Here is a 26,033-nt window from a genome sequence, read left to right as displayed (position 1 = left end):
GAACGAGTCCGGCGCGGCGCTGTCTGTATGGGCCGGTGACGCGATGGACCACGACGGAACCGGCTCGCGTCGACGACGGCGACCTGGTCACCTGCGGCTCGGGATGGTTCGCGGGCGTCGACCTGGCCTGCTGGCTCCTCGAACGCGAACTCAACGCCAACCCCGAGGTGGTCGCGCTCGAACAATGGATCGGCCGGGACCGGCAAGGCACTGTGTGGCGGACCGCCAGGCCACCACAATCGCAGCCGCAGCACGCCGGCAGGGGGGAGTGCTCCCCGACACCGCGATTGTGATGGCCTGGGCGTCCGGCCTCGGCTACTTCGTGCCGAAGGTGTACGTGGTGGTGGAGGTGTAGGTGTCGCCGGGGCGGAGGACGGTGGACGGGAAGTTGGGGTGGTTGGGGGAGTCGGGGAAGTGCTGGGTCTCGAAGGCGAAGGCGTCGCCTTGGCGGTACGACTTGTTGCCGATGCCCTGGAAGGTGCCGTCGAGGAAGTTGCCGCTGTAGAACTGCGCGCCCGGCTCGGTGGTGTGGACGGTGACGGTGCGGCCTTCGTCGGGCTCCCAGAAGCGGGCCGCGAAGCGCAGGCCGTCCTTGCCGGCGTCGGCGCCGAGGACGAAGTTGTGGTCGTACCCGCGGCCGATCACCAGTTGCGGGTGGTCGTCGCGGATCCGCTTGCCGATCGCCGTCGGCTTGCTGAAGTCGAACGGCGTCCCGGCCGTCGGTGCGATCTCGCCGGTCGGGATCAGCCCGGCGTCGACCGGGGTGTACGACGGCGCGTCCATCTGCAGCACATGGCCGTCGATCGAGCCGCTGCCCTCTCCGGCCAGGTTGAAGTACACGTGGTTGGTCAGGTTGACCACGGTCGCCTTGCCGGAGACGGTCGCGTGGTACTCGATCCGCAGGGTGTCGCGGCGGTCGAGCGTGTACGTCACCCTGGTGGTCAGCTCACCCGGAAAGCCCATCTCGCCGTCGGGGCTGACGTAGCTGAACGCGACCCCGACGGCCTTGTCGCTGCGCACGACCTTGGCCTGCCACACCTTCTTGTCGAAGCCGATGGTGCCGCCGTGCAACGCGTTCTCGCCGTTGTTGACCGGGATCTGGTACGTCGTCCCGTCGAGCGTGAACCGGCCTTTGGCGATCCGGTTGCCGTACCGGCCGATGGTGGAGCCGAAGTACGGGCTGAGCGTCGCGTAGTCCGGCAGGTTGTCGAAGCCGAGGCTGATGTTCTCGGTGCGGCCGCGCCGGTCCGGGGTCTCGACCCGCTGGATGGTGGCGCCCCAGGTCAGCATCGAGATGGTGACCCGGCCGTTGGTGAACGTGTAGACGTCGACCTGCTGTCCGTCCGGGGTGGTGCCGAACGGGTCCTTGCGGATCTCGAACCTGCCGTGGTGTTCGCCCATGGCGGTCAACCTATCCGCCGTACCAGCGGCCGAACTGGCCTGGGCCACCCCACTGAGACTGCCCGCGGTGGCTGCGCCGAGGCCGATGGCCCCGGCCGTCCGCAGGACCTGGCGGCGAGGTAACTGGTCGGACATCGCAATCCCCTCACTGAGTCGTCGAAGTCGGCGAGAGCGTTCTCATGGAGCCGACCCGGGCACGATAGGCACGAGTGTCCAGTGTTTGGAACAGTTCGTAACGGTTTGAATTCGTCCGATGACTGCATGACAGTGGAAACGTCCCGCGCCGCCTGACCGGATCCGTCCGCCGCCGGGCCCGATCAGGTCTTCAGCGGTACGGCGTCCGGCCGCCAGGATGATCGTCATGAGCCGAACCGCACTGATCGTGATCGACGTCCAGGAGTCCTTCCGGGTCCGCCCGAACTGGGCCGCCGTGAACCACCCCGACATCGCCGACCGGGTCGACCGCCTGGTCCGCGCGGCCCGGGACAAGGGCGACCTCGTGGTCTGGGTGCTGCACTCCGAGCCGGGCACCGGCGGAGCCTTCGACCCGGCCAACGGCCACGTCCGCCTGATCGAGGGTCTCGAGCCGGTCGACGGCGAGCCGATGATCACCAAGACCTCGCACAACGCCTTCAGTACAACGAATCTTCAGCAGCAGCTGACGCAGCACGGTGTCACCGAACTGGTGATCAGCGGCATCCGCACCGAGCAGTGCTGCGAGACGACCGCGCGAGTCGCCTCCGACTTCGGGTACGACGTCGTGTTCGTCACCGAGGCGACCGCGACCACCCCGCTGCCGCACTGGACGATGCCGGCCGACGCGACCCTCGAGGAGGTCCTCGCCGACCCGCGGACCCTGAGCCCCGAGGTCGTCACCGAGCGGACCGAGTACGCGCTGGCCGGCCGGTTCGCCACCATTCGGACGCTCGACGACCTCACCGCCGTACCCGTGCCATCCTGACCAGATGAGCCCCACCCAGGTCGCGTTCCTCTTGGTGCCGAAGCTGCACCTGCTGGATCTGGCCGGGCCGGCGCAGGTCTTCTCGACCGCGAACGACCTCGGCTACGGCTACCGGCTGAGCTACGTGGCCGAGACCGACGAGATCGTCACCGCGCAGGGCGTCCCGGTCAAGGCCCGGCTGGACTGGCCCGACCTGGGGCCCGGCGACCTGATCGTCGTACCGGGGTGGCGGTCGCCGCGGTTGTCGCCGGTGCCGCCGATCGGGCCGGAGACCAGGCAGCGGTTGCGCAGTCATCACGCCGGCGGTGGGTCGGTGGCGAGTGTGTGCTCGGGGGCTGACGCGCTCGGGGCGGCCGGACTGCTCGACGGTCGGCGGTACACGACGCACCACGACCTGACCGACGAGCTGGCGGCGCGATACCCGCGGGCGACGATCGTGCGTGACGTCCTGTACGTCATGGACGACCGGGTCATCACCTCGGCCGGGATCGCGAGCGGTATCGACCTGGCGTTGCACCTGGTCGCCGGGCAGCACGGTGCCGAGGCGGCCGCGCGGGTGGCCCGCGAGATGGTCGTCTACGCGCGGCGGAACGGCGACGAGCTGCAGGAGAGCGTGATGTTGCGGCATCGCGGTCACCTCAGCGATCTCGCCCACCGCGTGCAGGACGTCATCGACGCCCGGTACGCCGACCGGCTGCTGCTGACCGAGCTCGCCCGGCAGGTCGGGGTGAGCGAGCGGACCTTGACCCGCATCTTCACCGCTGCGACCGGCCTGACCCCGTTGCGCTACCAGCAGCTGCTCCGGCTGGAACGCGCCGAGCACCTGATCGGCCACGGTACGACGGTCGAGGCAGCCGCCCGCGCGGTCGGCTTCGAGGACGCCCGGATGCTGCGCCGGCTCCGCTCCCGCACCGCCGAGCCGGTCGCAGGGTAGGCCTAACTCCACCCCGCCCGGGGGCTCAAGACTCCTGAGTTCCGCCCGCGTTCCGGACAGGCTCGTCCTGACCGGAACAAGGAAGAGGTGGGGCAGGGTGAGCAGGGGTTCAGTGACTGTGCGCGTCGCGCGCTGGAGTGCGACCCATCCATGGCGGGCGATCGGCCTCTGGCTGCTGCTCGTCGTCGTCGCGATCGGGATGTCGGTGGTCATCCCGAAGCAGCAGGCGGAAGACAAGGACACCTGGGTCGGCCAGTCCGGCCAGGCCGCGGAACTGATCGAGAAGGCGAACCTGGGCGACAGCCCGACCGAGACGGTCCTGCTGACCGACCCGGACGGCCCGCTGGACAAGGCCGCCGCGGGCACGGCGATCGCGCAGCTCCAGCAGAAGCTCGGAGCACTCGACTCGGTGCAGGCCGTCGGCCAGCCGGTGTGGTCCCAGAACGGCAAGGCCGCGCTGCTGCCGATGGAGCTGAAGGGCACCGACGACGACGCCGCGGACAACATCGAGCAGATCGTCGCCACCACCGCCGAGGTGCAGCAGGCGAACCCGGACCTGACGATCGCGCAGGCCGGCAGCGCGTCGGTCGACGCCGGGATCTGGAAGCAGGTCGGCTCCGACCTGGTGAAGGCGGAGAAGCTCAGCCTGCCGATCACCTTCGCGCTGATGCTGCTGGCCTTCGGCGCGCTGATCGCGGCCGGAATCCCGGTGCTGCTGGCGTTCTCGGCCGTCGGCGCCGCGCTCGGTTTCTACGCGCCACTGTCCTACCTGTTCCCGGACGGCGGCTCGGTGGCGAACGTCGTGATGCTGATCGGTATGGCGGTCGGCGTCGACTACTCGCTCTTCTACCTCAAGCGTGAACGCGAGGAACGTCGCAAGGGGCGCAGCACCCTGGACGCGGTCGAGATCGCCGCGGCGACCTCCGGGCACTCGGTGGTCGTCTCCGGCTTCGCCGTGATCGTCTCGATGGCCGGCCTGTACGTCGCTCAGGACGCCACTTTCGAGTCGATGGCAACGGCAACGATCGTGGTCGTCGCGGTTGCGGTGCTCGGCTCGCTGACCGTCCTGCCCGCGCTGCTCGCGAAGCTCGGGCACCGGGTCGACCGGCCGCGGGTCCCGCTGCTGTGGCGGCTCAACCGGCGCATCGGCCCGGGTGGCATCAGCCGCCGCGTCCTGGCGCCCGTACTGCGTCATCCCCGTGCCGCGCTGTCGCTGTCCGTTGTCGCCATGGTGGCCCTCGCCGTACCGGCGCTGGGGATGAAGACCGAGTCGGCCGACCTGAACACGCTGCCGCAGAGCATCCCCGAGGTGCGCACGCTCAAGGACCTGCAGGCCAACTTCCCGTCCCAGGGCGGTCTGTCGTACGACGTCGTCGCGCAGGGCGGCGGCGCGGTCACGGCGCTGGCCGGGCTGCAGCAGTCCGCCGTGCAGAGCGGCAAGTTCGTCGTCGCGCCGGGGGAGACGATCCGGCAGGGTGACGGGACCGCCGTACTGACGTTGGTGTCGGTGTTGCCGGAGAACAGCGAGAACGCAGCGACCGCGCTCGGGCAGTTGCGCGACGAACTGGCGCCGGCGGCGCTGGGCTCTCAGGTGACCTGGGCGGTCGGCGGCGAGTCCGCCGAGTCCGTTGACTACGGCAACAACCAGCGGGACAAGCTGCCGTACGTGATCGCGTTCGTCCTGGCGCTGACGCTGGTGATGATGGCGGCGACCTTCCGCAGTGTCGCGATCGCGGTGGTGACGACGTTGCTGAACCTGGCCTCGGTCGCCGCGTGCTTCGGCGTCCTGGCGCTGGTGTTCCAGCACACCTGGGCCGAAGGGTTGCTCGGGTTCACCTCGGCCGGGTTCGTGGTGTCGTGGATCCCGTTGTTCCTGTTCGTGATCCTGGTCGGGCTGTCGATGGACTACCACGTGTTCGTGCTCGGCCGGATCCGGGAGGGCGTCGCGGCGGGGCTGGCGCCGCGGGAGGCCGTCCGCAAGGGCATCACCGAGTCGGCGGGTGTGGTGACGAGCGCGGCAGCCGTGATGATCTCGGTGTTCGCGGTCTTCGCCACCCTCAGCATGCTCGAGATGAAGCAGATGGGGGTCGGCCTGGCCGTCGCCGTACTGATCGACGCCACCCTGGTCCGGATCGTGATGCTGCCGTCGATCATGGTCCTGCTCGGCCGCAAGGCCTGGTGGCCGAACAAGCTCGCCGCGGCCGCCGCTCCGGAGGTCCGGGAGCGGGAGCTCGCATCGGTCTAGACCGAATTCCAACCTTTTCGCCGGAACCTCCGTCTACCAGGTGCCGGGGGGATGAGCCGCGGGGGATGTGGCGGCCGGGATGGGAGAGGGGCCCGTCCCGGCCGCCACTCGGCTAGTTCGTGAAGGCGGTCGTCAGCTTGCTGACGGCCGCGTTCAGCTGTCCGGTCAGGAGCAGGTGCTCGGCGTCCGACGTCAGCTTGGACGTCGGCTCGGCGATGTCCTGTCCGATCCGGTTCTGCGCGATCCAGCGGGCCGCGCTCACCACCGCGTCACCCTCGGCATAGGAGTCGGCCTTGGTCCGCTCCAGGTACTTCGCCGACTGAGCCAGAGCCGCCAACGCAATCGGCGCCTGCGGTCCTGACCAGTCCTTGACGTGGAGCGCGACTCCGGCGGCGACACCCGCAGCCAGGGCATACGGGTCGTGCTCCCGCAGCAGGACATCGCGGGCCTCGGTCAGCTTCTGCCGGGCCGTCGCCTGCGTGGTCAGACCCCAGCCGTAGGGGTACTGCGGGTCGTACGACGCGTCGCCGACGTTCAACGGCTGCTGGTCCTCGGCCCGCGGCCAGCTGACCGGGAGGCGACCGGTGAACGGCCGCTTGCCGAACAGCACGTCCGCCACACCCGCGCCCTCGGTGCCAGGCAGCCAGGACGCGACGAGGGTGTCGATTGTGCCTAGTTGGTCCGCGATCACCTGCGGCCGGCCGGACACGATCAGTACGACGCACTTCATCGCGCCACAGACCTTGTCGACCGTGGTCTTGTCCGCGTCCGACAGCAGCAGGTCGTGCCCGTTGCCCACGTCACCGATTCCCTCGGCGTACGGGCGTTCGCCGACCACGACCACGCCGACGTCGTGACCGTCCAGCGGAGCCGAGGCGTCCGCGCTGAAGGTTGCCGTCGGCGCGACCTGCTTGATCCCGTCCAGGATCGTCGTTCCGGTCGTCGTCGTACCGGAGCCGCCTTGCCAGCTGATACTCCAGCCGCCCATCTGGTTGCCGAGGTCGTTGGCGTTGCTGCCGGCGACGTACACCTTGTCGGTCGCGGCCAGGGGCAGCAGGTTGCCGTCGTTCTTCAGCAGCACCTGAGACTTGGCCGCGGCCTCGCGGCCGACCGCCCGGTGTGCGGCCGAGCCGATGTCGGCGATCCGCGAGGTGTCGGCGTACGGCTTCTCGAACAGGCCGAGCTTGAACTTCTCGGTCAGGATCCGCCGGACCGCGTCGTCGATCCGGGTCATCGGGACCCGGCCGGCGGTGACCTCGCCGGTCAGGCCCTGGGTGAAGCCCTGGTAGTTCGTCGGCACCATGATCATGTCGAGACCGGCGTTGACCGACGTCTGGATGTCGCTCGGGTAGTCGCCCGGCAGCTGGTCGATGGCCTGCCAGTCGCTGATCACGAACCCGCCGAAGCCCATCCGGTCCTTCAGCACGCCGTTGATCAGCTCACCGTTGCCGTGCATCTTCACCGGCGCCTGGCCGTCCACCGCGACACTCGAGTACGACGGCATCACGGTGCCGACTCCGAGGTCGACAGAGGTCTCGAACGGCGCGAGGTGCAGGGTCTCCAGCTGCTGCCGGGTGACCTCGGTGACGCCCTGGTCGATCTTGTACGAGCCGGTCGTCGACGAGCCGTACGTCGTGCCGCCGTCGCCGACGAAGTGCTTCGCGGTCGCCAGCACCCGGTTGTTCTGCTTGAGCTGGCTGCCGTCGGCCTTGCCCTGCAGCCCGGTGATCACGGTCGCCATCGACTGCACGAGCGCCGGGTCCTCGCCGTACCCCTCGTAGGTGCGGCCCCAGCGGTCGTCGCGGACGACGCACACGCACGGCGCGAAGTCCCACGGGATGCCGGTGGCGCGGACCTCGGTCGCGGTCACCTCACCGGTCCGGCGGGCCAGGTCCGGATCGCGGGTCGCGCCGATCCCGAGGTTGTGCGGCAGGATCGTCGCGCCGACCACGTTGTTGTGCCCGTGCACGGCGTCGACGCCGTAGACCAACGGGATCTGCAGCCGGGTCGCCTGGGCGTTGAGCTGGAAGGTGTCGATCATCGCGGCCCACGCGGCCGGCGTGTTCGGGGTCGGCACCGAGCCGCCGCCGGAAAGCAGCGAGCCGAGCGCGTACGTCGCGATGTCGCTGCGGGACCGGAGTGCGTTGCGCTCGGCCTGGGTCATCTGGCCGACCTTCTCGGCCAGGTTCATCCGGGCGAGCAGGTCCGCGACCCGCTTCTTGATCGGGAGCTTGCTGTTCAGGTACGGCAGGTCGTGAGCGTTGATCACCACGGTCGGCTGGGCTGCCGGCGGCTTCGCTCCGGTGACCGTGAGCTCGAGCGGGATCGTCTCGGCGACCTCGGCGGTGCGGTCCTTGCTCGTGCTGACGGAGACGGTCTGCGACGCGCCGGACGCCGTACCCACGGGGAAGGTGATGGTGCCGGACGTGGGTGTGTAGTCGTCCGAGCCGGCGCTCCCGGCGCCGGTCTGGTAGGCGACGGTGACCGGCTCCTCGAGCGGGGTGCTGCCGGTGGTCCCGACCGAGATCTTGACCTGGGCGGTCCCGCCCTCCTTCACCGGGTAGACGCCGGCGTCGGTGACGACACTCGCCTTGAGCGCCGGGTCGGCCTTGCCGAACACCTCGACCTGGTCGATCGCGAACTCACCCGGCGCTCCGGCCGGCATGGTGAACGCGTACCCCCACATGTGGGTCAGGTTCAGGATCTGGTCGATGCCGCCGACCGGCTGGTAGTCGCCGCGGTAGACCAGGTCGGTGAACGGGATCTCGACCAGGTGCCAGCCCTGCCAGTCGTCGGTGAAGCTGGTGTTCCACAGCTCCGAGGCCTCGGCGTTGGCGCCGCCGTCCTTGATCTCGAAGAAGATCCGCTTGCCGGATCCCGGCGGCAGCGGCGCGGTGTTCTGGCCGTACCACCAGAACCGGATGCCCTTGTGCGCCGACCAGTCACCAGGGTTCTGGTCGAACGTCACGTCGTGGCTGAACCCACCCCAGCCACTGATGTTGTACGTCCCGTGCAGCACCTTCTCGCCACTGGGCGCGTCCGCCCGAGCCTGCAGTTCCATCGTTGGCGGGTCGTCGCCGTCACTGCCCCACCCGAAGATCCCCGGGTTCGGCGGTGACGCGAACGGCTCTCCTCCTTCGAACGCCGCCAGCACGATCGGCGCCGGATCGTCCGCCGCCGCGGGCGCGGCCGACAGGATCCCGGCGATCAGCGCGGTCGCTACGACGAGCGCCGTCCGGCGTTTCGGACGACGGGGAACTGGCCACCTGGGCATGGGCGACTCCTAGGCTCGGGCGCGGGCCGCGCCCGCGTCTCGGGCCCGACTCTCAGGCTTCGGCCCGGCGCTGGCAAGACCTCGCCGGTTCCGGAACTAGAGCGCTCTCACGGCAGCCGGATTGAGAAGCTGCAGTGGTCGAATTGAGTGCAAATTCAGTAGCCGGAGTGATGGACCCCGGTAGCTGCGGTTGGAAAGGATGGCGGTATGACACGTTTCGGCATTTTCGTTCCGCAGGGCTGGAAGATGGATCTGGCGCAGATCGCCGATCCGATCGAGCAGTGGGAGGCGATGACGGCGGTCGCCAAGCGGGCCGACGCGCAGTCGTGGGACTCGATCTGGCTGTTCGACCACTTCCACACGGTGCCGGAGCCGAGTGATAACACCACCTTCGAGTGCTGGTCCGCGACCGCGGCGCTGGCCCGCGACACCCAGCGGGTGAACATCGGCCAGATGGTCGGCTGCAACGGGTACCGCAACCCGGCGCTCTACGCGAAGATCGCGTCCACCGTCGACGTCGCCAGCCACGGCCGCCTGTACGCCGGGATCGGCGCCGGCTGGTACGAGCACGAGTGGAAGGCCTACGGCTACGAGTGGACCGACACCAAGCCGCGGATGGCCGCCTTCCGGGAGGCGACCGAGATCATCTACAAGATGTGGACCGAGGACAAGCCGGTCTACTCCGGCAAGTACTACTCGATCGACGCGCCGATCAACGAGCCGAAGGGTGTCCGCAAGCCGCACCCGAGCTTCTGGATCGGCGGCGGCGGTCCGCAGGTCACGCTGAAGCTGGTCGCGCAGTACGGCGACGCCGCGAACATCGGCGGCGGCAACCCGGACGTGATCAAGGAGAAGTGCGACATCCTGCGGCAGCACTGCGAGAAGGTCGGCCGCAACTACGACGACATCATCAAGTCGACCAACTTCAACGTGTTCCCGATCGACAAGGGTGACGACCCGCAGAAGGCGACCGAGAAGGCGCTCGGCCCGATGAACCGGGAAAAGTTCGACAAGGACAACTTCGTCGCCACCGAGGACGAGATCGCCGACAAGGTCGAGGCCGCCCTGGAGGCCGGCGCCGACTACGTCAACTTCTACGTCCCCGGGGTCGCGTACGACGTGGACCTGGTCGACCGCGTGGAGCAGGTGGCCAAGCGGTTCTCGTGATGGCTGGTACCGGTCATGGCGGGTGTACGTCACCAGGACCGGTGGACCGGGGCTTAGGGCAACTGTAAGGCTCCCGAGGATGGCCTCGCGTGGGTCGGGGCATCGGGAGGTATCCCCCTGTGACTGCCCGATCGTCACGGCTCGCGAAGAGCCTGCTCGCGACGGTGGTCGCCAGCACACTGCTGCTGGCGACCACCACCGCAGAAGCCGCCGACACCCCCGCCGCGACCGCTGATCGCCCGACGCCGGGCGTAAGCACCCAGCGGATCACGCTGATCACCGGCGACGTCGCCGAGCTCACTACCAGCTCGAACGGCCAGGTCTCCGCCCGGCTGACCAACGACGAGCCGTACTACTTCGGCACCTTCGACGGCGACCTCAGCCTGGTCCCCGCGGAGGCGTACCCGCTGCTCACCGAAGGCCGCCTCGACCAGCGGCTCTTCAACCTGACCGACCTGGTCGCCCAGGGGTACGACGACGCACGCAGCGACCGCCTGCCCCTCCTGCTGACTGCGCCGAAGACCCTACGCAGCACCCCAACCGCGCCACAGGCCGCGACCGTGCGCCGTACGCTCCCCAGCGTCGGCAGCACCGCGGTCAGCGTGCAGAAGTCGGACGCCAAGACCTTTTGGGACGGCATCAGCGGCCCGACCACCTTCAAGAGCAGCCAGGTCAGCAAGATCTGGCTCGACGGCCGCACCCGCGCCACTCTCGACCAGTCCACGAAACAGATCGGTGCGCCGACCGCATGGCAGGCCGGATACGACGGCCGCGGCGTCAAGGTCGCCGTACTCGACACCGGGTACGACGCCGGCCACCCCGACCTTGCCAAGCAGGTGGTCGCGTCGGAGAGCTTCGTCCCGGACCAGCCGGTCCAGGACCTGCACGGCCACGGCACCCACACCGCGTCGATCGTCGCCGGCTTCGGTACGGCGTCCGCCGGCAAGCGCAAGGGTGTCGCGCCAGGCGCGGACCTGCTGATCGGCAAGGTGCTGGACAACAGCGGCAGCGGCCTGGACTCCGAGGCGATCGCCGGGATGGAGTGGGCCGTCCAGCAGGGCGCGAAGGTGGTCAGCATGAGCCTCGGTGGCTGGCCGACCGACGGCTCCGACCCGATGAGCCAGGCCGTCGACCAGCTCTCCCAGTCCAGCGGCGCGCTGTTCGTGATCGCGGCCGGCAACTCGGGCGCGGAGGAAACCGTTGCGTCTCCGGGGACCGCGACCGAGGCGCTCACCGTCGGCGCGGTCGACCGCGACGACCAGTTGGCGTACTTCTCCAGCCGCGGCCCGCGGCTCGGTGACGGCGCCCTCAAGCCCGAGGTGACCGCGCCCGGTGTCGAGATCGCGGCCGCCCGCGCGGCCGGGACCGAGCAGGGCCACGTGCTCAGTGAGCACTACACGGCGATGAGCGGCACCTCGATGGCGACTCCGCACGTCGCCGGCGCGGCCGCGATCCTGGCCCAGCGCCACCCGGACTGGACCGGGCAGCAACTCAAGGCTGCCCTTGCCGCGACCGCTGTCCCGTCGGCCGCGGCAAGGGCCGATCAGCAGGGGCTCGGCCGGATCGACATCCCGAAGGCCCTCGACCCGAAGGTCCTGCCGGACACCGCGAACCTGTTCTTCGGTGACCTGTCCTGGAGCGGACCGACGGCCCCGGCGCCGGTCACCCGCACGGTTGCCTACCGCAACAACTCGAACCGGCCGGTGACGCTCGACCTGACCGTCGGCGCCGAGTCGCCCGCGAAGATCAAGGCGGCGCTCACGGTCAGCCCGGCGCGGCTCACGATCCCGGCCGGCGGTACGGCGTCCGCCACGGTCACCCTCGACCTGGCCAAGACCCAGCCGGCCAAGTACTCCGGCGTTCTCACGGCCCGGTCCGGCGGTACGTCGTACCGGACCGGGCTCGGGTTCGCGGCCGGGGGACGGCTGAACCAGGTGACGGTGAAGGGGATCGGCCGCGACGGTCAGCCGGCGACCACGAAGACGGGCGCCAGCGGCGTCCAGCTGTGGAACCAGGACACCGGTGACGTGCAGGCGATCGCGTTCGACCAGACCGGCAGCCGGACCCTCGAGGTGCCGACCGGGCGGTACAGCGTGATGGCATACGCGATGGGCGGCGACGAGGCCAACTGGACCAACTCGGTGACACTGATGGGCGACCCGGACGAGTGGATCGACCGCGACCGCACGTTCACCTTCGACGCCCGGACCGCGAACAAGGTCACCGTGAAGACCCCGCTGCGGGCCGACGCGCAGGGCATCGGCATCGCCTGGCACCGCAAGGTCGGCAACCGGGACGCGGTCTCCGGCTGGGCGTACAACGAGCGGGTCGCCAACGGCGTCTACGTGCAGGACTTCGGAAAGGTTGCCAACGGCACCTTCCAGGTCGTGCAGCGGTGGGACCTCGCACAGCCCAAGCTGACCGTCGACGTCAGCGGCACGGGCAGCGCCTTCCGCCTTCCGACCCCGGACGAAGCGTCGTACCGGACCGTCTTCGTGGGGAACGAGAAGCTGCCCCTGTTCAACGGCGGCGACGGTACGGCGGGCGAGCTGGCGGGCGCCAAGGACAAGGTGGCGCTGATCCGCTGGAAGTCGCTGAACGAGGTGACGAAGCAGGTCAAGGCGGCGAAGGACGCCGGCGCCAAGGCTGTGTTCATGTACAACGAGAAGCCCGGCTACTGGTCGACCGGATCCGAGCAGGGCATCCCGTTCTACCTGCTGCGCGCCGAGCAGGGGAAGCAACTGCTCGACCTGCTCGCCAAGGGACCCGTGACGTTCCAGCTGAACGGTCTGCTCGACAGCACCTACCGCTACGACCTGGCCGTCGGGCCGTCGACAGTGCGCGGCCCGCTGACCTACGACATCGGCAAGATGCGCCCGGCCGCGGTGACCACGGACTACGGTCGCAACGACGCGTGGTACCTGCACCTCGACCAGCGGACCGCTCACCTGCCGGGGATCTCGACCGGTCTCTCCTCGACCCGTCAGGTCACCGGACCGGTCACGCGGACCGACTACCTCGCCACCGACCTGAAGGGCGTCACGTGGGACGAACGGACGGCGGCAGGGGAGTGGAACGAGTCCGGGTTCGAGTACACGATCGCCCGCGGCTACCGCCCGAACGAAAAGGTCACCCGCGGTTGGTGGGAGTCGCTGATGCGTCCGGCGACGCCGTACAACGCGACGGGCAGCGAGGCCGAGGGTCTGCCCGCGGCGCGCTTCGAGAATGCGCTGCGGATCGCGATTCCGCAGTACGTGAGCGGCGATGGCGACACGTACGGCTGGGGCGACCGTGGTGACGTGACGAGCCTGAAGCTGAGCAGCAACGGCGTGGAGCTTGGCAGCAAGAACTGGTCGGTTGCGCAGTTCGCCGTACCGGCGAAGGCGGCCTGGTACGACCTGACCTTGGACCAGAAGCGTGGCCCGAAGAGTTGGGCGACGACCTCGACTGCGACCCACACGGAGTGGCGCTTCTTCTCCAAGCCGTCGCGCGACCGTGCCGTGCTGCCGCTCGTCCAGGTCGACTACAAGGTGGGTGACGGCCGGCTCGAGCTGACACCCGGCTACCAGCCCGGGGTCCGCGGTCTGGGCATCTTCCGGACCACCGCCGAGATCTCGTACGACGGGACGACCTGGCAACAACTGCGGTTGCGGGGCGTGGGGCGCACGGTGCGGGCCGAGCTTCCGGACGCGCCGGCGGATGCGTCCTACGCGAACATCCGCGTCACTGCCACGGATCTGACCGGCAACCGGATCAGTCAGACCATCGAGAAGGCCTGGCTTATCGATCGTTAAAAAGGGCGACGCCACGAAGCTGGGGGGAGGTGCTCCGTGGCGTCGCCGGGGGCGCGCCCAGGGAGGGGTGGGGGCAGGCGCGCCGGTCCAGTTACGTCAGCTTCCGCCGATGCCTCCACCGAGGACGCCCAGCAGCCCCAGCAGGGACAGCAGGTTGCGGATGACCTGGTCGACGGCTTTGGTGCCGCCGGTCTGGTAGGCGGTCACGCACTTCTGCAACTGCTCCTGGGTCGGCTTGGTGATGGTCACCTTCGCCATCTCCGCCTGGCAGTACTGCGTGGCCTTGGTCAGCTCGCCCACCGTGCTGCCGACGGTGCCGACGATCAGGCCGGCGGCGGTCTGCAGCGTGGCCAGCCCGGGGGCGCTCGGCGTCGTGGTCGGTGGCTTCGGCGTCGGGGAGGTCGGGTCGCTCGTGGTCGGCGGCTTGGTGGTCGGCTTCGTCGTCGGGTCGGTGGTCGACGGCGGCTTCTTGGTCGGCTCGGTGCTCGGCCTGCCGCTCTGCTCCACCGCCCCCGGCGTCGGCTTGGTCGCCGGGTACGTCGGCAGGTCCACCGCCTGCGGCAGGTTGTCGTCGGCCGGGGCGTCGACGGTCGGGTCGCCGATCTGCTCGCCGGCTCGGTCGATGCCCTGGTCGCCGCTCTCGGTCCCGTTGCCGACCGCGATCCAGCTGCCACCGGCGTACGCCTTGGCGATGCTGATCACCAGGTCGGCGTACTGCTGGGAGTGGTTGTAGCGCAGGACGGCCGAGTTCAGGTCGCTTGCCTTGGACAGGTCGGTCTTGCCGGAGCACAGGTAGACCGCGGTCGACATCGCCGCGTCGTCGATGTCCTGCGGGTTCCGGACGCCGTCGCCGTCGCCGTCCACACCCATCGACCGCCAGGTGCCGGGGATGAACTGCATCGGGCCGACCGCGCGGTCGAACGCGCCGTCGCCGTCGAACGCGCCCGCGTCCGTGTCGGTGATCCGCGCCGTGCTCGCGCCGTCGAGCCGCGGGCCGAGGATGCCCGGTACGGCGACGCCCTTGGAGTTCAGCGAGTTGCCGCCGAAACGGCCGTGGTTCGACTCCACCCGGCCGATCGCGGCCACCAGCGTCCACGGCAGGTTGCAGGCCGGATCGACCTGGGCCATCACCTGCTGGGCCCGCGAGTACGCCTTCAACGCCAGCGTCGGGATCCCGTTGCGGGACAGGCCGGAGACCACCTGGGTCGGCTGCTCACCGGGGTCGACACCGTGGCCGACCACGCCCGGCACCGGCACGTTCGCCGGTTCCGCGATCGGTTTGGCCGGGACCACGACCGGGTCGTTGCCGGCGAGTCCCTGCTCCAGTGAGGCCGTGGCAACTGCCGGATCGTCCGTGGCGCTGACGGTGAATGCGCTCGCGAACAACGCCAGCGGAACCAACGGCGCCACCTGACGCCATCCGCTCCCGGTGGCGCGGCGCTTGCCCTTCGCCATCGATGATCCCTCCGTGACTCATCGACCTGTCCGGCCCCACGCCGCGGACGGTCATTTCGTCGTGTCGGTTGACGCCGTCCCTTGGTCTAACGCCCGCCCCGTGCGTGGGTTACGCGCCGGGCCAGACCGTGTACGAGCAGTCACCGGGTACCCATACTGGTGCGTAACAAGGCATCTGTGAACCCCCTGGTGCCGTTTGTCCGGGGCCTTGCACCCTGCCCGCCCGCCTGACCTGCGGGCGGGTCGGGGAGAATGGCGGCCGTGCCCGACCACACTGATCAGTCCGCCGCGCTCTTCGAGAGGGCCTCCGCAGTCACCCCGGGCGGGGTCAACTCTCCCGTGCGTGCGTTCCGCGCCGTCGGCGGCGTGCCGCGTTTCATGGCATCGGGTGACCGATGTCACATCACCGATGTCGACGGCAACCGCTACCTCGACCTGGTCTGCTCCTGGGGACCGATGCTGCTCGGCCACGCGCACCCGGAGGTGACCGCCGCTGTCCAGGCCGCGGTCTCCCGCGGGACGTCGTACGGGACTCCCACCGAGACCGAGGTGCTGCTCGGCGAGGAGATCGTCGCCCGCACCCCGGTGGACAAGGTCCGGCTGGTGTCGTCCGGGACCGAGGCGACCATGTCCGCGCTCCGGCTGGCCCGCGGGTTCACCGGGCGCGCCAAGATCGTGAAGTTCGCCGGCTGCTACCACGGTCACGTGGACGCGCTGCTGGCGCAGGCCGGCTCCGGCGTGATCACCCTCGGCATCCCCGGGACGCCGGGAGTCACCGAGGCCACCACGGCCGACACCATCGTGCTGCCGTACAACGACCAGGCCGCCGTCACCGCCGCCTTCGCCGAGTACGGCGACCAGATCGCGGCCGTGATCACCGAGGCGTCCCCCGGCAACATGGGCGTGGTCCCGCCCCGCGACGACTTCAACGCCTTCCTGGCCCGCACCTGCACCGAGAACGGCGCGCTGTTCATCTCCGACGAGGTGATGACCGGCTTCCGGATCACCCGCTCCGGTTGGTACGGCGTGGACGGCGTCCAGCCGGACCTGATGACGTTCGGCAAGGTGATGGGCGGTGGCTTCCCGGCCGCCGCGTTCGGTGGCCGGGCCGACGTGATGGCGCACCTGGCGCCGGAGGGCTCGGTCTACCAGGCGGGGACGCTGTCCGGGAACCCGGTGGCCACCGCGGCCGGCCTGACCACGTTGCGGCTGGCAACCGACGAGGTGTACGCCCGGCTCGATGAGACCTCGGCCACCATCCAGCGGCTGGTCTCCACCGCGCTGGAGAAGGAAGGTGTGCCGCACGTCATTCAGGCGGCCGGGAACCTCTTCAGCGTCTTCTTCGTGGAGTCGGTGGAGGGAACTGCCGAGATCAGGGACTTCGCGGGGGCGAACACCCAGGTGCTGCCCCGGTTCGCGGCGTTCTTCCATGCCATGCTGGACGCCGGCGTCTACCTGCCGCCGAGCGCCTTCGAGGCGTGGTTCGTCAGTGCCGCCATCGACGATGACGCGCTGGCCGAGTTGGAGTCCGCCCTCGCCCCGGCAGCCCGTGCGGCCGCCGCAGTACAGAACTGAAGGGCTCTACCGAACTGATGAAAGGGCAGCGGTGACCGAAACGACGGTCGTGCACCTGATGCGTCACGGCGAGGTGCACAACCCGACCGGCGTGCTCTACGGCCGGATCCCCGACTTCCACCTGTCCGAGCTCGGGCGGGCGATGGCCGAGCGGGTGGCCGAGCACGTGAAGGGCCGCGACATCGTGCATCTGGTCAGCTCGCCGCTGGAGCGGGCCCAGGAGACGATGGAGCCGATCGCCAAGGTGTTCGGCCTCACGCCGGACATCGACGAGCGGGTGATCGAGGCGGCGAACCTGTTCGAGGGCAAGAAGTTCGGCGTCGGCGACGGTGCGCTGCGTCAGCCGAGTGCCTGGTGGCTGCTGCGCAACCCGTGGAAGCCGTCCTGGGGTGAGCCCTACAGCCAGCTGGTCCGGCGGATGCGGGACGCGATCGAGACCGCCCGGCAGAAGGCCGCGGGGCACGAGGCCCTGATCGTGTCGCACCAGCTGCCGATCTGGATCGTCCGGTCCGCGATCGAGAACCGGCGGATGCTGCACGACCCGCGCAAGCGCCAGTGCAGCCTCGCCAGCCTGACCTCCTTCACCTTCCACGGCGACTCGATCGTCTCCGTCGGGTACGCCGAACCCGCCAAAGACCTGTTGCCGGTGAAAAACCCGAAGAAGTTCGTGGGTGGCGCCTGATGTTTCGTCGTACGGCGTTTGCCGTCGCCGCAGTGCTCCTGGTCGCGGGCTGCAGCTCCGGCCAGGACGCCGCGGAGAACCGGCAGGGCCAGACCGGCTTCGTCAGCGGGAACGGCCGGGTGGCGTCGTTCCCGGCGGGCGAGCGGGTGGCCGCGCCGGACTTCGGCGGCACGACGCTGGACGGCGAGGCGTGGCAGCTGGCCGACGCCAAGGGCAAGGTCGTCGTACTGAACGTGTGGGGTTCGTGGTGCGGGCCGTGCCGGGAGGAGGCGCCCGCCTTCGGTGAGGCCGCGGCCGAGCTCGGCGAGTCGGTGCAGTTCATCGGGCTGAACACCCGGGACCTGGACACGGCGGCGCCGAAGAAGTTCGTCGACGTGTTCAAGATTCCGTACCCGAGCATCTACGACCCGCAGGGCAAGCTGCTGCTGAAGTTCCGCGGCCAGAAGATCTCCGCCAGCTCGATCCCGTCCACACTGGTGATCGACAAGGAGGGCAAGGTCGCGTCCCGGGTGCTCGGGCCGGTGACCAAGCAGACGCTCCTTGGAATGGTGAAAGACGCAAGCTGATGGGTGAGTGGTTCGCCGACTCGATGACGGGGTCGATGCTGCTGGCACTGCCGATCGCGGTGCTGGCCGGCGCGATCTCGTTCTTCTCGCCGTGCGTCGTCCCGTTGCTGCCCGGCTACCTGTCCTACGTGACCGGGCTGTCCGCGGCCGAGCTCGGGTCGAAGGCCCGCGGGCGGATGCTGGCCGGGACGGCGTTGTTCGTGGCCGGGTTCTCGGCGGTGTTCATCCTGACCGGGGTGGTGTTCGGCGCGGCCGGTGACGCGCTGCTCGAGCACCAGACCGTGATCACGCGGGTGCTCGGCGCGGCGACCGTCGTACTGGGGCTGGTGTTCCTCGGTGGGTTCGGGTTCCTGCAGAAGGATCTGCGCGTGCACCGGGTGCCGGCGGTCGGGATCGCGGCGGCCCCGCTGCTCGGCGTACTGTTCGGATTCGGCTGGACGCCGTGCATCGGGCCGACGCTCGGGACCGTGATGACGCTGGCCGCGACCGAGGGCAGTGCCGGGCGCGGCGCGGCGCTGGCGGTCGTGTTCAGTCTCGGGCTGGGGATTCCGTTCATCGTGGCGGCGCTGGCGTTCCGGCGGATGCTGGGCGCGGTGGCGTGGGTCCGGGCCCACCAGGTGCTGGTCATCCGGATCGGCGGTGTGCTGATGATCGCGGTGGGACTGCTGCTGCTGACAGGAGTGTGGGATTCGATGACCGCCGATCTGCGGCAGTGGGTCAGCAACTTCGGGTCGGCGGTGTGACATGACCGACGTCAAGGACCGGGCCACCGCCCCGCCTTCCTCGGAGCAGCCGCCCGCACTGGGTTTCGTCGGCTGGCTGCGCTGGACCTGGCGGCAGCTCACGTCGATGAAGACGGCGCTGGTGCTGCTCTTCCTGCTCGCGCTCGGCGCCGTCCCCGGTTCGCTGATCCCGCAGACGGCGATCGACCCGATCAAGGTCGCCGACTTCCTCGAGGCGCACCCGAAGCTCGGGCCGTTCTACGACAAGCTCGGGCTGTTCGACGTCTACAAGTCGGCCTGGTTCTCGGCCATCTACCTGCTGCTGTTCATCTCGCTGATCGGGTGCGTGGTGCCCCGGCTCGGCGTGTACCTGAAGGCACTGCGGGCCCGGCCACCGAAGCCGCCGCGCAACCTGAACCGGCTGGCCGGCTACCAGAGCTTCACCGTCGACGAGCCGGGCGACGTGCTGGCGGTCGCCACCCGCGAGCTCCGCAAGCGGCGGTTCCGGGTGCAGGCGTACGACGGCGCCGTCGGGGCCGAGCGCGGTTACCTGCGCGAAGCCGGCAACCTGCTCTTCCACTTCTCCTTGATCCTGGCCCTGATCGGGGTTGCCTGGGGCTCGCTGTTCGGCTACCGCGGCACCGTGCTGGTTGTGGTCGGCAACGGTTTCTCCAACTCCCTGGCGCAGTACGACGACTTCGTGCCGGGCCGCGTGTTCAGCGAGGACGACCTGCCGCCGTTCTCGCTGACCGTGAAGGACTTCAACGTGCGGTTCCAGGAGGACGGGCCGCAGCGGGGCGCGGCGCGTGAGTTCAACGCGCAGCTGACCTACCAGGAGACGCCGGACGCGCCGGAGAAGTCGTACGACCTGAAGGTCAACCACCCGCTGAAGCTGGACGGAAGCAGCGTCTACCTGCTCGGTCACGGCTACGCGCCGAAGGTGACGGTGAAGGATGGGAACGGGCAGGTCGCGTTCTCCGGGCCGGCGCCGTTCCTGCCGCAGGACGGCAACTTCTCGTCGTTCGGCGTGATCAAGGCGCCGGACGGTCGGCCGGCCCAGCTCGGGTTCGAAGGGTTCTTCCTGCCGACCGCGGTGATCGACCAGCGCGGCCCGGTCTCGGTGTTCCCCGACGACCTCAACCCCGAGTTGGTGATGACGGCGTACTACGGCCGGCCGCAGCCGGAGACCGGGAAGCCGGAGTCGGTGTACCAGCTGGACAAGTCGAAGCTGACCCAGTTCGAGAAGGACGGCGACAAGCTGCGGTTCCAGATGGCGCCGGGGCAGACCACCACGCTGCCGGACAAGATGGGCTCGATCACCTTCGACGGGTACAGCCGCTGGGTGAAGCTGCAGGTCAGCCACACCCCCGGCACCGACCTCGCGCTGGCGGGCATCCTGCTGGCGATCCTCGGGCTGATGGGGTCGCTGTTCGTGCACCCACGCCGTACCTGGGTGCGCGTCCGGACCGAGGACGGGCGTACCGTGGTCGAGGTCGCCGGACTGGACCGCGGACCCGAGCGCGGCCTCGGTGACGAGCTCCAGGCCATCAGCAAGGCACTACAACCAGACCGTTCGAGCACGCAGGAGAAACCATGAGTCCGGAGACCTACGCGCAAGTCTCCAACCTGCTGATCCCGACCGCCACGGTCATCTACGCCCTCGCGATGGTCTCCCACGCCCTGGAGTGGGCCATGGGCCGCGCTGCGGTGGCTCAGACTGCAGAGGTCGAGCAAGAGGTTCTGGTCGCCTCCGACGGTGAACCTGTCACGGGTGGTGGGTCCGTCGGCGCCACAGCGGTTGAGAGCCCCGAGCGCTCCGAGCGGATGGCGGCTGCCAGCCGGGTTGGGGTTCTGCTGACCTGGTTGGCGTTCGTGCTGCACCTGGGTGGTGTGGTGACCCGTGGCCTGGCGGCCGAGCGGGTGCCGTGGGGCAACATGTACGAGTTCTCGATCACGGCGTCCCTGGCCGTCGCCGCGGTCTACCTGATCTTCGTGCACCGCTACAAGCTGCAGTGGCTCGGTCTCGGCGTGACGCTGGTCGTGGCCGCCGTACTGGGCCTGGCGACGCTGGCGCTCTACACCCCGGCCGGTCCGCTGGTGCCGGCGCTGCACTCGTACTGGCTCGTCATCCACGTGTCCGCGGCCGCGATCTCCGGCGGCGCGTTCACCGTCGGCGGCCTGGTCTCGGTGCTGTACCTGATCAAGGCCCGCGCCGAGCGCCGCGTGCTGGCCGGCGGGACCATGTCGGCGTCGCTGCGCCGGCTGCCGAGTGCCGAGGCGATGGACGGTACGGCGTACAAGGTGCTCGCGTTCGCCTTCCCGCTGTGGACGTTCGGCGTACTCGTGGCCGGTCCGATCTGGGCGGAGTACGCCTGGGGCCGGTACTGGGGCTGGGACCCGAAGGAGGTCTGGTCGCTGGTCACCTGGGTCGTGTATGCCGCCTACCTGCACGCCCGCGCGACGGCCGGCTGGCGTGGCCGCCGGGCCGCGGTGATCGCGATCGTCGGTTGGTTCGTCTTCCTGTTCAACTTCGTCGGAGTAAACCTGTTGGTGTCCGGCCTGCACTCCTACGCTGGGGTGTGAGATGAAGGAGTTCGCCATCTACACCGGCCTGCGGGCGGCCCTGTTCGCCGTCTGCCTGGCCGTGCTGTGGTTCGCCTTCCGGAGCTGGCTGACGATCTGGCCGATCGCCCTGGTGGCGCTGATCGTCTCCTCGATCCTCTCGATCTTCGTCCTGCGCGCCGCCCGCGACCGGCTGGCCGGCAAGATCGAGCAGCGCGCCGAGAAGATCTCGCACCGCATCGAGCAGGCCCGCACCGCCGAGGACGACGACTGACCCGCTGAACCGCGGACACCATCCGGGGGCCTCGGACATCTGACCAGATGTCCGAGGCCCCCGTCGCATGTCCGGGCTCACCTGGGCAAACCGCCGTACCACCCGGACCGCTGGTACGCAGAGTGACGCAGGCCACTTCCAAAATCTCCGGAAAATCCTTTGTGCATTCCTTCACATGAGTCGTAGAGTGATGGATGAAACGAAACCGTTTCGTTCTATCGGTGACTAGTCGTCTACGCAGGGTGATGAATGGTGGAGTCAGCAGGGGTCCGGCAGCGTCCTCGGGTCGAGGGCGGTCGCGAGGAGGAGATCCTCGACGCGACCGTGGCCGTGGTGGCCGAGCTGGGGTACGACCGGCTGACCATGGACGCGGTGGCGACGGCCGCCAAGGCCAGCAAGGCGACGCTGTACCGGCGCTGGTCCACCAAGGCCGACCTGGTCGTCGACGCGATCAGCCGGGCGAAGGGCTGCCCGCTTCCGGAGGACGTCGACACCGGCAGCCTGCGGGGTGACCTGATCTCGATGTCGTGCGGCGACGGCGGCTTCACCGACGAGCTTCCGATGTCCGTGATCGCCGGCCTGCTGACCGCGCTGCACCGTGACGACGACCTGCAGCGGGCGTTCCAGGAGCGCTTCCTGGCGCCTCGGCTCGACGTGACCCGCGCGGTCTACCAGCGGGCCGTGGAGCGGGGTGAGATCGCGCCGGACGTGGACGTGCAACTGCTGTCGACCACGCTGCCGGCGGTGATCATCCACCACGCCTACATCCTCGGCGTCGAGCCGACCGACGACCTGATCCTCCGAGTGATCGACAACGTGATCCTGCCTGCGGCGCGGGGGTCGCAGGCGAGCTGACCGGTTGAGGGGCCGGTCCGCGATCGAACCACGCAACTACGCCCAAGAGGGGAACTATTCATGTCCGAAGACGTCGTCAAGGCCGATCCGCCGGACCGGCGGCCGGTCGACACGGTGCCGGGCCAGGCTGCCGCGGAGGCAGGCAACGGCCACGGTCACCGCAACCTCGGGATCGCACTCGCGCTGATCAGCATGGCGCAGCTGATGGTGGTGCTGGACGGCACCATCGTCAACATCGCGCTCCCGCACATCCAGAACGAGCTCGGCTTCAGCAACGCCAACCTGCCGTGGGTGGTGAACGCCTACGCGCTCGCCTTCGGTGGTCTGCTGCTGCTCGGCGGCCGCATCGGTGACATCATCGGCCGCCGCAAGGTGTTCGTCTTCGGTGTCGTGCTGTTCGGCCTGGCATCGTTCGTCGGCGGTATCGCCCAGAGCGAGAGCGTGCTGCTCGCCAGCCGGATCCTGCAAGGTGTGGCGGCCGCGGCGGCCTCGCCGAACGCGCTGGCACTGATCACCACCACCTTCCCGGCCGGCAAGGAGCGCAACCGCGCGATGGGTGTGTACGCCGCGATGTCCGGCGCCGGCGCGGCCGTCGGCCTGATCCTCGGCGGTGCGCTGACCGAGGCGGACTGGCGGTGGACCTTCTTCATCAACACGCCGATCGGCCTGATCGTCGCCGTACTGGCCTTCCGGTTCCTGGGCGAGTCGCCGCGGCAGACCGGCAAGTTCGACCTGCCCGGTGCGATCACCGGCACGGCCGGTCTGACCTCGCTGGTCTACGGTCTGACCCACGCGGCCACCGAGGGCTGGGGCGACACGCTGACGCTGACCTACATCCTCGGCGGCCTGGCGCTGATCGCGATCTTCCTCGGTATCGAGGCCCGGTCGCGGCACGCGCTGATGCCGTTCCGGATCCTGGCCAACCGGACCCGCGGAGTCAGCTTCTTCGTGATGCTGGTCGTCGGCGCCGCGATGTTCTCGATGTTCTACTTCCTGGGCATCTACGTGCAGAACATCATGGGCTACAGCGCGATCAAGACCGGCTTCGCGTTCCTGCCGTTCAGCCTCGGCATCGTGGTCGCGGCGCAGGTCGCGTCGTCGCTCGTGGCGCGGATGGACCCGCGCTGGATCTCCGGCGCCGGTGGCGTGCTGGCGGCCGGCGGGATGCTCGGGTTCAGTCAGCTCGAGGTGGACTCGACGTACTGGACCCACCTGCTGCCGTTCATCCTGCTGCTGTCGTTCGGCATGGGCCTGATCTTCGTGCCGCTCACGCTGACCGCGGTCAGTGGTGTTGCGAACGAGGACTCCGGTGTCGGCTCCGCAGTACTGAACACGGTCCAGCAGATCGGTGGTGCGGTCGGCCTGGCGCTCCTCGGCACGATCTCGACCAGCGCGATCAAGGACCGGTTCACCGAGCTGGCCCCGGGTCTGCAGAAGGCGGCGCAGTCCGGCTCGACGCCGGAGCAGCTGAAGCAGCTCGAGGGGCAGTTCACCGCCGTGGCTACTACGCACGGATTCACCCGCGCGTTCCTGTGGTCGACGTTCCTGATGCTGGGCGCGGCCGTGGTCACGATCGTCGGCCTGTCCATCAAGCACAAGGACCTGGCCACCGATGGGCAGTCCGGCCCGGTCCACATGGGCTGAGCCTGGAAACTCGAAAGGCCCGCTTCCCGGGAGGGGGGAAGCGGGCCTTTCGCTTGTCCGGTGTCAGGGACGCGGCTCTGGTGTCAGGGACGCGGCGGGAACCTGTTGGAGACCCAGTCGCGGACGCCGCCCAGGCCGTCGCCCATGTCGCGCAGCAGTTTGGCCAGCGGGTCCTGGGACCGGGCGAAGGCTTCGGAGTAGGACTTGGCCGCGTTCTTCGCCTCCTGCGACATCGACGCGGTGGCGTCGTCCTGCCGCTTCGGATAGGTGCCGGACACGATCGCGGTGTACTCGCCCTCGTCGACCCAGTGCCGCAGCTCGTGCGCCCGTACGACGGCCAGCGGGTGCGACTGGGCCTCGAGCAGCAGCAGCTTGAGCAGGCTGTCGCGCAGGTCGCCGGCGCCCTCGTACTCCGTGCCCTGCGCCAGGAACGCCGTGGTGTCGAGCTCGCCGAGCTGACCGCCGCTGGCCAGCTTCATCTGGACGCGCAGCGCCACCGCCGGGTCCTGTACGGCGAGCAGGCCGGCGCGGTCACCGGACAGCTCCGCCTTGCGGGACCACTCGTGCAGGGCGGCGATGATCGCGCGGAGGCCGAGAGCGCCGATCGGCAGCCAGTTCACCGCGCCGGTGAGCCGCATCAGCCAGAACAGCAGCGACTGGTAGAGCGCATGACCGCTCTGGGCATGACCGAGCTCGTGACCGAGGATGAACCGGGTTTCCTCCTCGTCCAGGCCCTTCAAGAGCGCGCTGTTGAGCACGATGAACGGCTTGTCCATGCCGATCGTGACGGCGTTCCAGACCGGGCTGTTGGTCACGTACAGCTCGGGCAGCTGCCGGACGTCGAGGGTTATGCCCGCCTCGGTGTAGAGCCGGTGCACGGTCGGGAACTGCCGCTCGTCGACCCGGATCGCCGCGCCGAGGAACTGCAGCCGGAAGGCGCGCTCGTTGATCAGCCCGGACAGCTTCCGCAGCACGAAGTCGAACCCCTTCAGCTGCCGCAGCGCCACCAGCGCACCCCGGTCCGCCGGGTGCTCCCACGCCCGCGAACTGATATCCGTCAACGTCACCCGCTGCCGAGTCGGCCGCTCACCGTGCTCGCTCATCACTCCCCCTGCCAGTCGACACCCTGTCCCCACAACCTAGCTCGCTCCCGGGTCGCCCACCCGAACCCAGGGAGATCAATCCAGGCGAGATGATGAGCGGATGACAATCGCTTGGCTCCGGTTGGCCGGAGGGCCTTACAACAGTCCCAGCCGCGAGCGGGACTTCTCCGGCCAGGTCGTGGACAAGACGTGGGAGGCTCTCGGCCGGCTCGAGGCGAAGCTGCTCAACGAGTACGACGGCGCCGCCTGGCTTGCCCAGCGCGGTTATGAGCGGGTCGCGCTGCATATCGAGTACCAGGCGAAGAAGCGGGGGAGACAACGGAGGGCGGTGCCGGTCATCGGGAGGTTGCTGTCACCTGACTTCTCCGTCGTGTGCCCGGACTTGGCGGGGATGACGGTCGACGAGATGGTCGAGTTCTTCGAGCCGGTCGTCCTGGACGCGCTTTCGGTGGTCGGAGAGCGCAAGGAACTTGGGCCGTTGCCGCCGGTGGGGCACTGTGGTCACCTCGTCCGCGTGCCACTGATCCCGTTGATCGAGGATCCATCGCCGTACGACGAGGAGCCGGGGGACTGCTTCGTCATCACCCGGATGGCGCCGAGCGGCGTAACTCCCGCTCTGATCGAGCGGTACGAGGCGGATTTCCAGCGGCTGCTGTCCGAGGAGGCGTTTGGCCAGGTGATCGAGGCCGAAACCGCGGAGGACGCGCTGCGCTGGGTCGTGCGTCCGCTGCGGAAGGCCCGTCGGCACAGAGATTGAGTCGCACGGCATGCGCACGCCGTACGCTCACCGAGCGTAGGAATATTCAAATGTGGGCTTAG

The 26,033-nt window shown here is 69.3% G+C and carries 19 protein-coding genes and 1 pseudogene; 16 read left to right on the top strand and 4 right to left on the bottom strand.

Annotation, left to right across the window (positions count from 1 at the left end; all coding sequences use genetic code 11):
• Nucleotides 1–293 (top strand): annotated as a pseudogene (locus AB0H36_RS21365) (hypothetical protein); the annotation flags it as partial.
• A gap of 22 nt (nt 294–315) precedes the next feature.
• Here the strand turns inward: AB0H36_RS21365 and AB0H36_RS21360 are convergent.
• Entirely contained in the window at nt 316–1,536 is a 1,221-nt protein-coding gene (locus AB0H36_RS21360) for an aldose epimerase family protein (protein WP_360525800.1), read from the bottom strand.
• Between the two features lie 226 nt (nt 1,537–1,762).
• Here AB0H36_RS21360 and AB0H36_RS21355 point away from each other — a divergent pair, with 226 nt between their 5' ends.
• From AB0H36_RS21355 to AB0H36_RS21345, 3 genes are all read left to right on the top strand, one after another.
• Nucleotides 1,763–2,362 (top strand): isochorismatase family protein, encoded by a 600-nt coding sequence (locus tag AB0H36_RS21355; RefSeq protein ID WP_360525797.1) that lies wholly within the window; start codon nt 1,763–1,765, stop codon nt 2,360–2,362.
• Between the two features lie 4 nt (nt 2,363–2,366).
• Nucleotides 2,367–3,296, top strand: a complete 930-nt coding sequence (locus tag AB0H36_RS21350) for a DJ-1/PfpI family protein (protein ID WP_360525794.1) — start codon at nt 2,367–2,369, stop codon at nt 3,294–3,296.
• Between the two features lie 97 nt (nt 3,297–3,393).
• Complete coding sequence (locus AB0H36_RS21345) at nt 3,394–5,541, top strand: MMPL family transporter (protein ID WP_360525791.1); 2,148 nt, start codon at nt 3,394–3,396, stop codon at nt 5,539–5,541.
• A 112-nt stretch (nt 5,542–5,653) separates the two neighbouring features.
• Here the strand turns inward: AB0H36_RS21345 and AB0H36_RS21340 are convergent, their stop codons facing one another.
• On the bottom strand, nt 5,654–8,815 hold the full coding sequence (locus AB0H36_RS21340) for a glycoside hydrolase family 3 N-terminal domain-containing protein (RefSeq protein WP_360525788.1): 3,162 nt from the start codon (nt 8,813–8,815) through the stop codon (nt 5,654–5,656).
• Between the two features lie 207 nt (nt 8,816–9,022).
• Here AB0H36_RS21340 and AB0H36_RS21335 point away from each other — a divergent pair, with 207 nt between their 5' ends.
• On the top strand, nt 9,023–9,982 hold the full coding sequence (locus AB0H36_RS21335; RefSeq protein WP_360525784.1) for an LLM class F420-dependent oxidoreductase: 960 nt from the start codon (nt 9,023–9,025) through the stop codon (nt 9,980–9,982).
• 119 nt (nt 9,983–10,101) lie between these two features.
• Nucleotides 10,102–13,776: a S8 family peptidase gene (locus tag AB0H36_RS21330; protein ID WP_360525781.1), complete on the top strand. Its 3,675-nt coding sequence runs from the start codon at nt 10,102–10,104 to the stop codon at nt 13,774–13,776.
• Between the two features lie 96 nt (nt 13,777–13,872).
• Here AB0H36_RS21330 and AB0H36_RS21325 read toward each other — a convergent pair whose 3' ends face one another.
• Nucleotides 13,873–15,231 (bottom strand): lytic murein transglycosylase, encoded by a 1,359-nt coding sequence (locus AB0H36_RS21325; protein ID WP_360525778.1) that lies wholly within the window; start codon nt 15,229–15,231, stop codon nt 13,873–13,875.
• A 252-nt stretch (nt 15,232–15,483) separates the two neighbouring features.
• Here AB0H36_RS21325 and hemL point away from each other — a divergent pair, with 252 nt between their 5' ends.
• The 9 genes from hemL to AB0H36_RS21280 all read left to right on the top strand — a co-directional run bounded on the left by hemL (nt 15,484) and on the right by AB0H36_RS21280 (nt 24,111).
• On the top strand, nt 15,484–16,806 hold the full coding sequence (gene hemL, locus AB0H36_RS21320) for a glutamate-1-semialdehyde 2,1-aminomutase (RefSeq protein WP_360525775.1): 1,323 nt from the start codon (nt 15,484–15,486) through the stop codon (nt 16,804–16,806).
• A 58-nt stretch (nt 16,807–16,864) separates the two neighbouring features.
• A complete protein-coding gene (locus AB0H36_RS21315) occupies nt 16,865–17,488 on the top strand; it encodes a histidine phosphatase family protein (RefSeq protein WP_360525809.1) in 624 nt (207 codons plus the stop codon).
• Nucleotides 17,488–18,054, top strand: coding sequence for a TlpA disulfide reductase family protein (locus AB0H36_RS21310; protein WP_360525773.1), 567 nt, complete (start codon nt 17,488–17,490; stop codon nt 18,052–18,054). The genes AB0H36_RS21315 and AB0H36_RS21310 overlap by 1 nt, the downstream gene beginning before the upstream one ends.
• Complete coding sequence (locus AB0H36_RS21305; protein ID WP_360525770.1) at nt 18,054–18,797, top strand: cytochrome c biogenesis protein CcdA; 744 nt, start codon at nt 18,054–18,056, stop codon at nt 18,795–18,797. The genes AB0H36_RS21310 and AB0H36_RS21305 overlap by 1 nt, the downstream gene beginning before the upstream one ends.
• Before the next feature lies 1 nt (nt 18,798).
• Entirely contained in the window at nt 18,799–20,373 is a 1,575-nt protein-coding gene (locus tag AB0H36_RS21300) for a cytochrome c biogenesis protein ResB (protein ID WP_360525767.1), read from the top strand.
• Nucleotides 20,370–21,359, top strand: coding sequence for a c-type cytochrome biogenesis protein CcsB (gene ccsB, locus AB0H36_RS21295; RefSeq protein ID WP_360525764.1), 990 nt, complete (start codon nt 20,370–20,372; stop codon nt 21,357–21,359). The genes AB0H36_RS21300 and ccsB overlap by 4 nt, the downstream gene beginning before the upstream one ends.
• A 1-nt stretch (nt 21,360) precedes the next feature.
• Nucleotides 21,361–21,612, top strand: a complete 252-nt coding sequence (locus AB0H36_RS21290) for a DUF4229 domain-containing protein (RefSeq protein ID WP_360525761.1) — start codon at nt 21,361–21,363, stop codon at nt 21,610–21,612.
• Nucleotides 21,613–21,861: 249 nt separating this feature from the next.
• On the top strand, nt 21,862–22,467 hold the full coding sequence (locus AB0H36_RS21285) for a TetR-like C-terminal domain-containing protein (protein WP_360525758.1): 606 nt from the start codon (nt 21,862–21,864) through the stop codon (nt 22,465–22,467).
• A gap of 60 nt (nt 22,468–22,527) precedes the next feature.
• Entirely contained in the window at nt 22,528–24,111 is a 1,584-nt protein-coding gene (locus tag AB0H36_RS21280; protein ID WP_360525755.1) for an MFS transporter, read from the top strand.
• A gap of 83 nt (nt 24,112–24,194) precedes the next feature.
• On the opposite strand, the gene AB0H36_RS21275 is transcribed toward AB0H36_RS21280, so the two are convergent.
• Nucleotides 24,195–25,214 (bottom strand): M48 family metallopeptidase, encoded by a 1,020-nt coding sequence (locus AB0H36_RS21275; RefSeq protein ID WP_360525752.1) that lies wholly within the window; start codon nt 25,212–25,214, stop codon nt 24,195–24,197.
• A gap of 100 nt (nt 25,215–25,314) precedes the next feature.
• On the opposite strand from AB0H36_RS21275, the gene AB0H36_RS21270 reads away from it, so the two are divergent.
• On the top strand, nt 25,315–25,971 hold the full coding sequence (locus tag AB0H36_RS21270; protein WP_360525749.1) for a hypothetical protein: 657 nt from the start codon (nt 25,315–25,317) through the stop codon (nt 25,969–25,971).
• Nucleotides 25,972–26,033 lie beyond the last annotated feature (62 nt).

The organism is Kribbella sp. NPDC050820 (assembly GCF_040653975.1).
Lineage (GTDB): Bacteria > Actinomycetota > Actinomycetes > Propionibacteriales > Kribbellaceae > Kribbella.
Note: the sequence above shows the minus strand (reverse complement) of the source record. Positions and strands in the feature narration are given on the sequence as shown.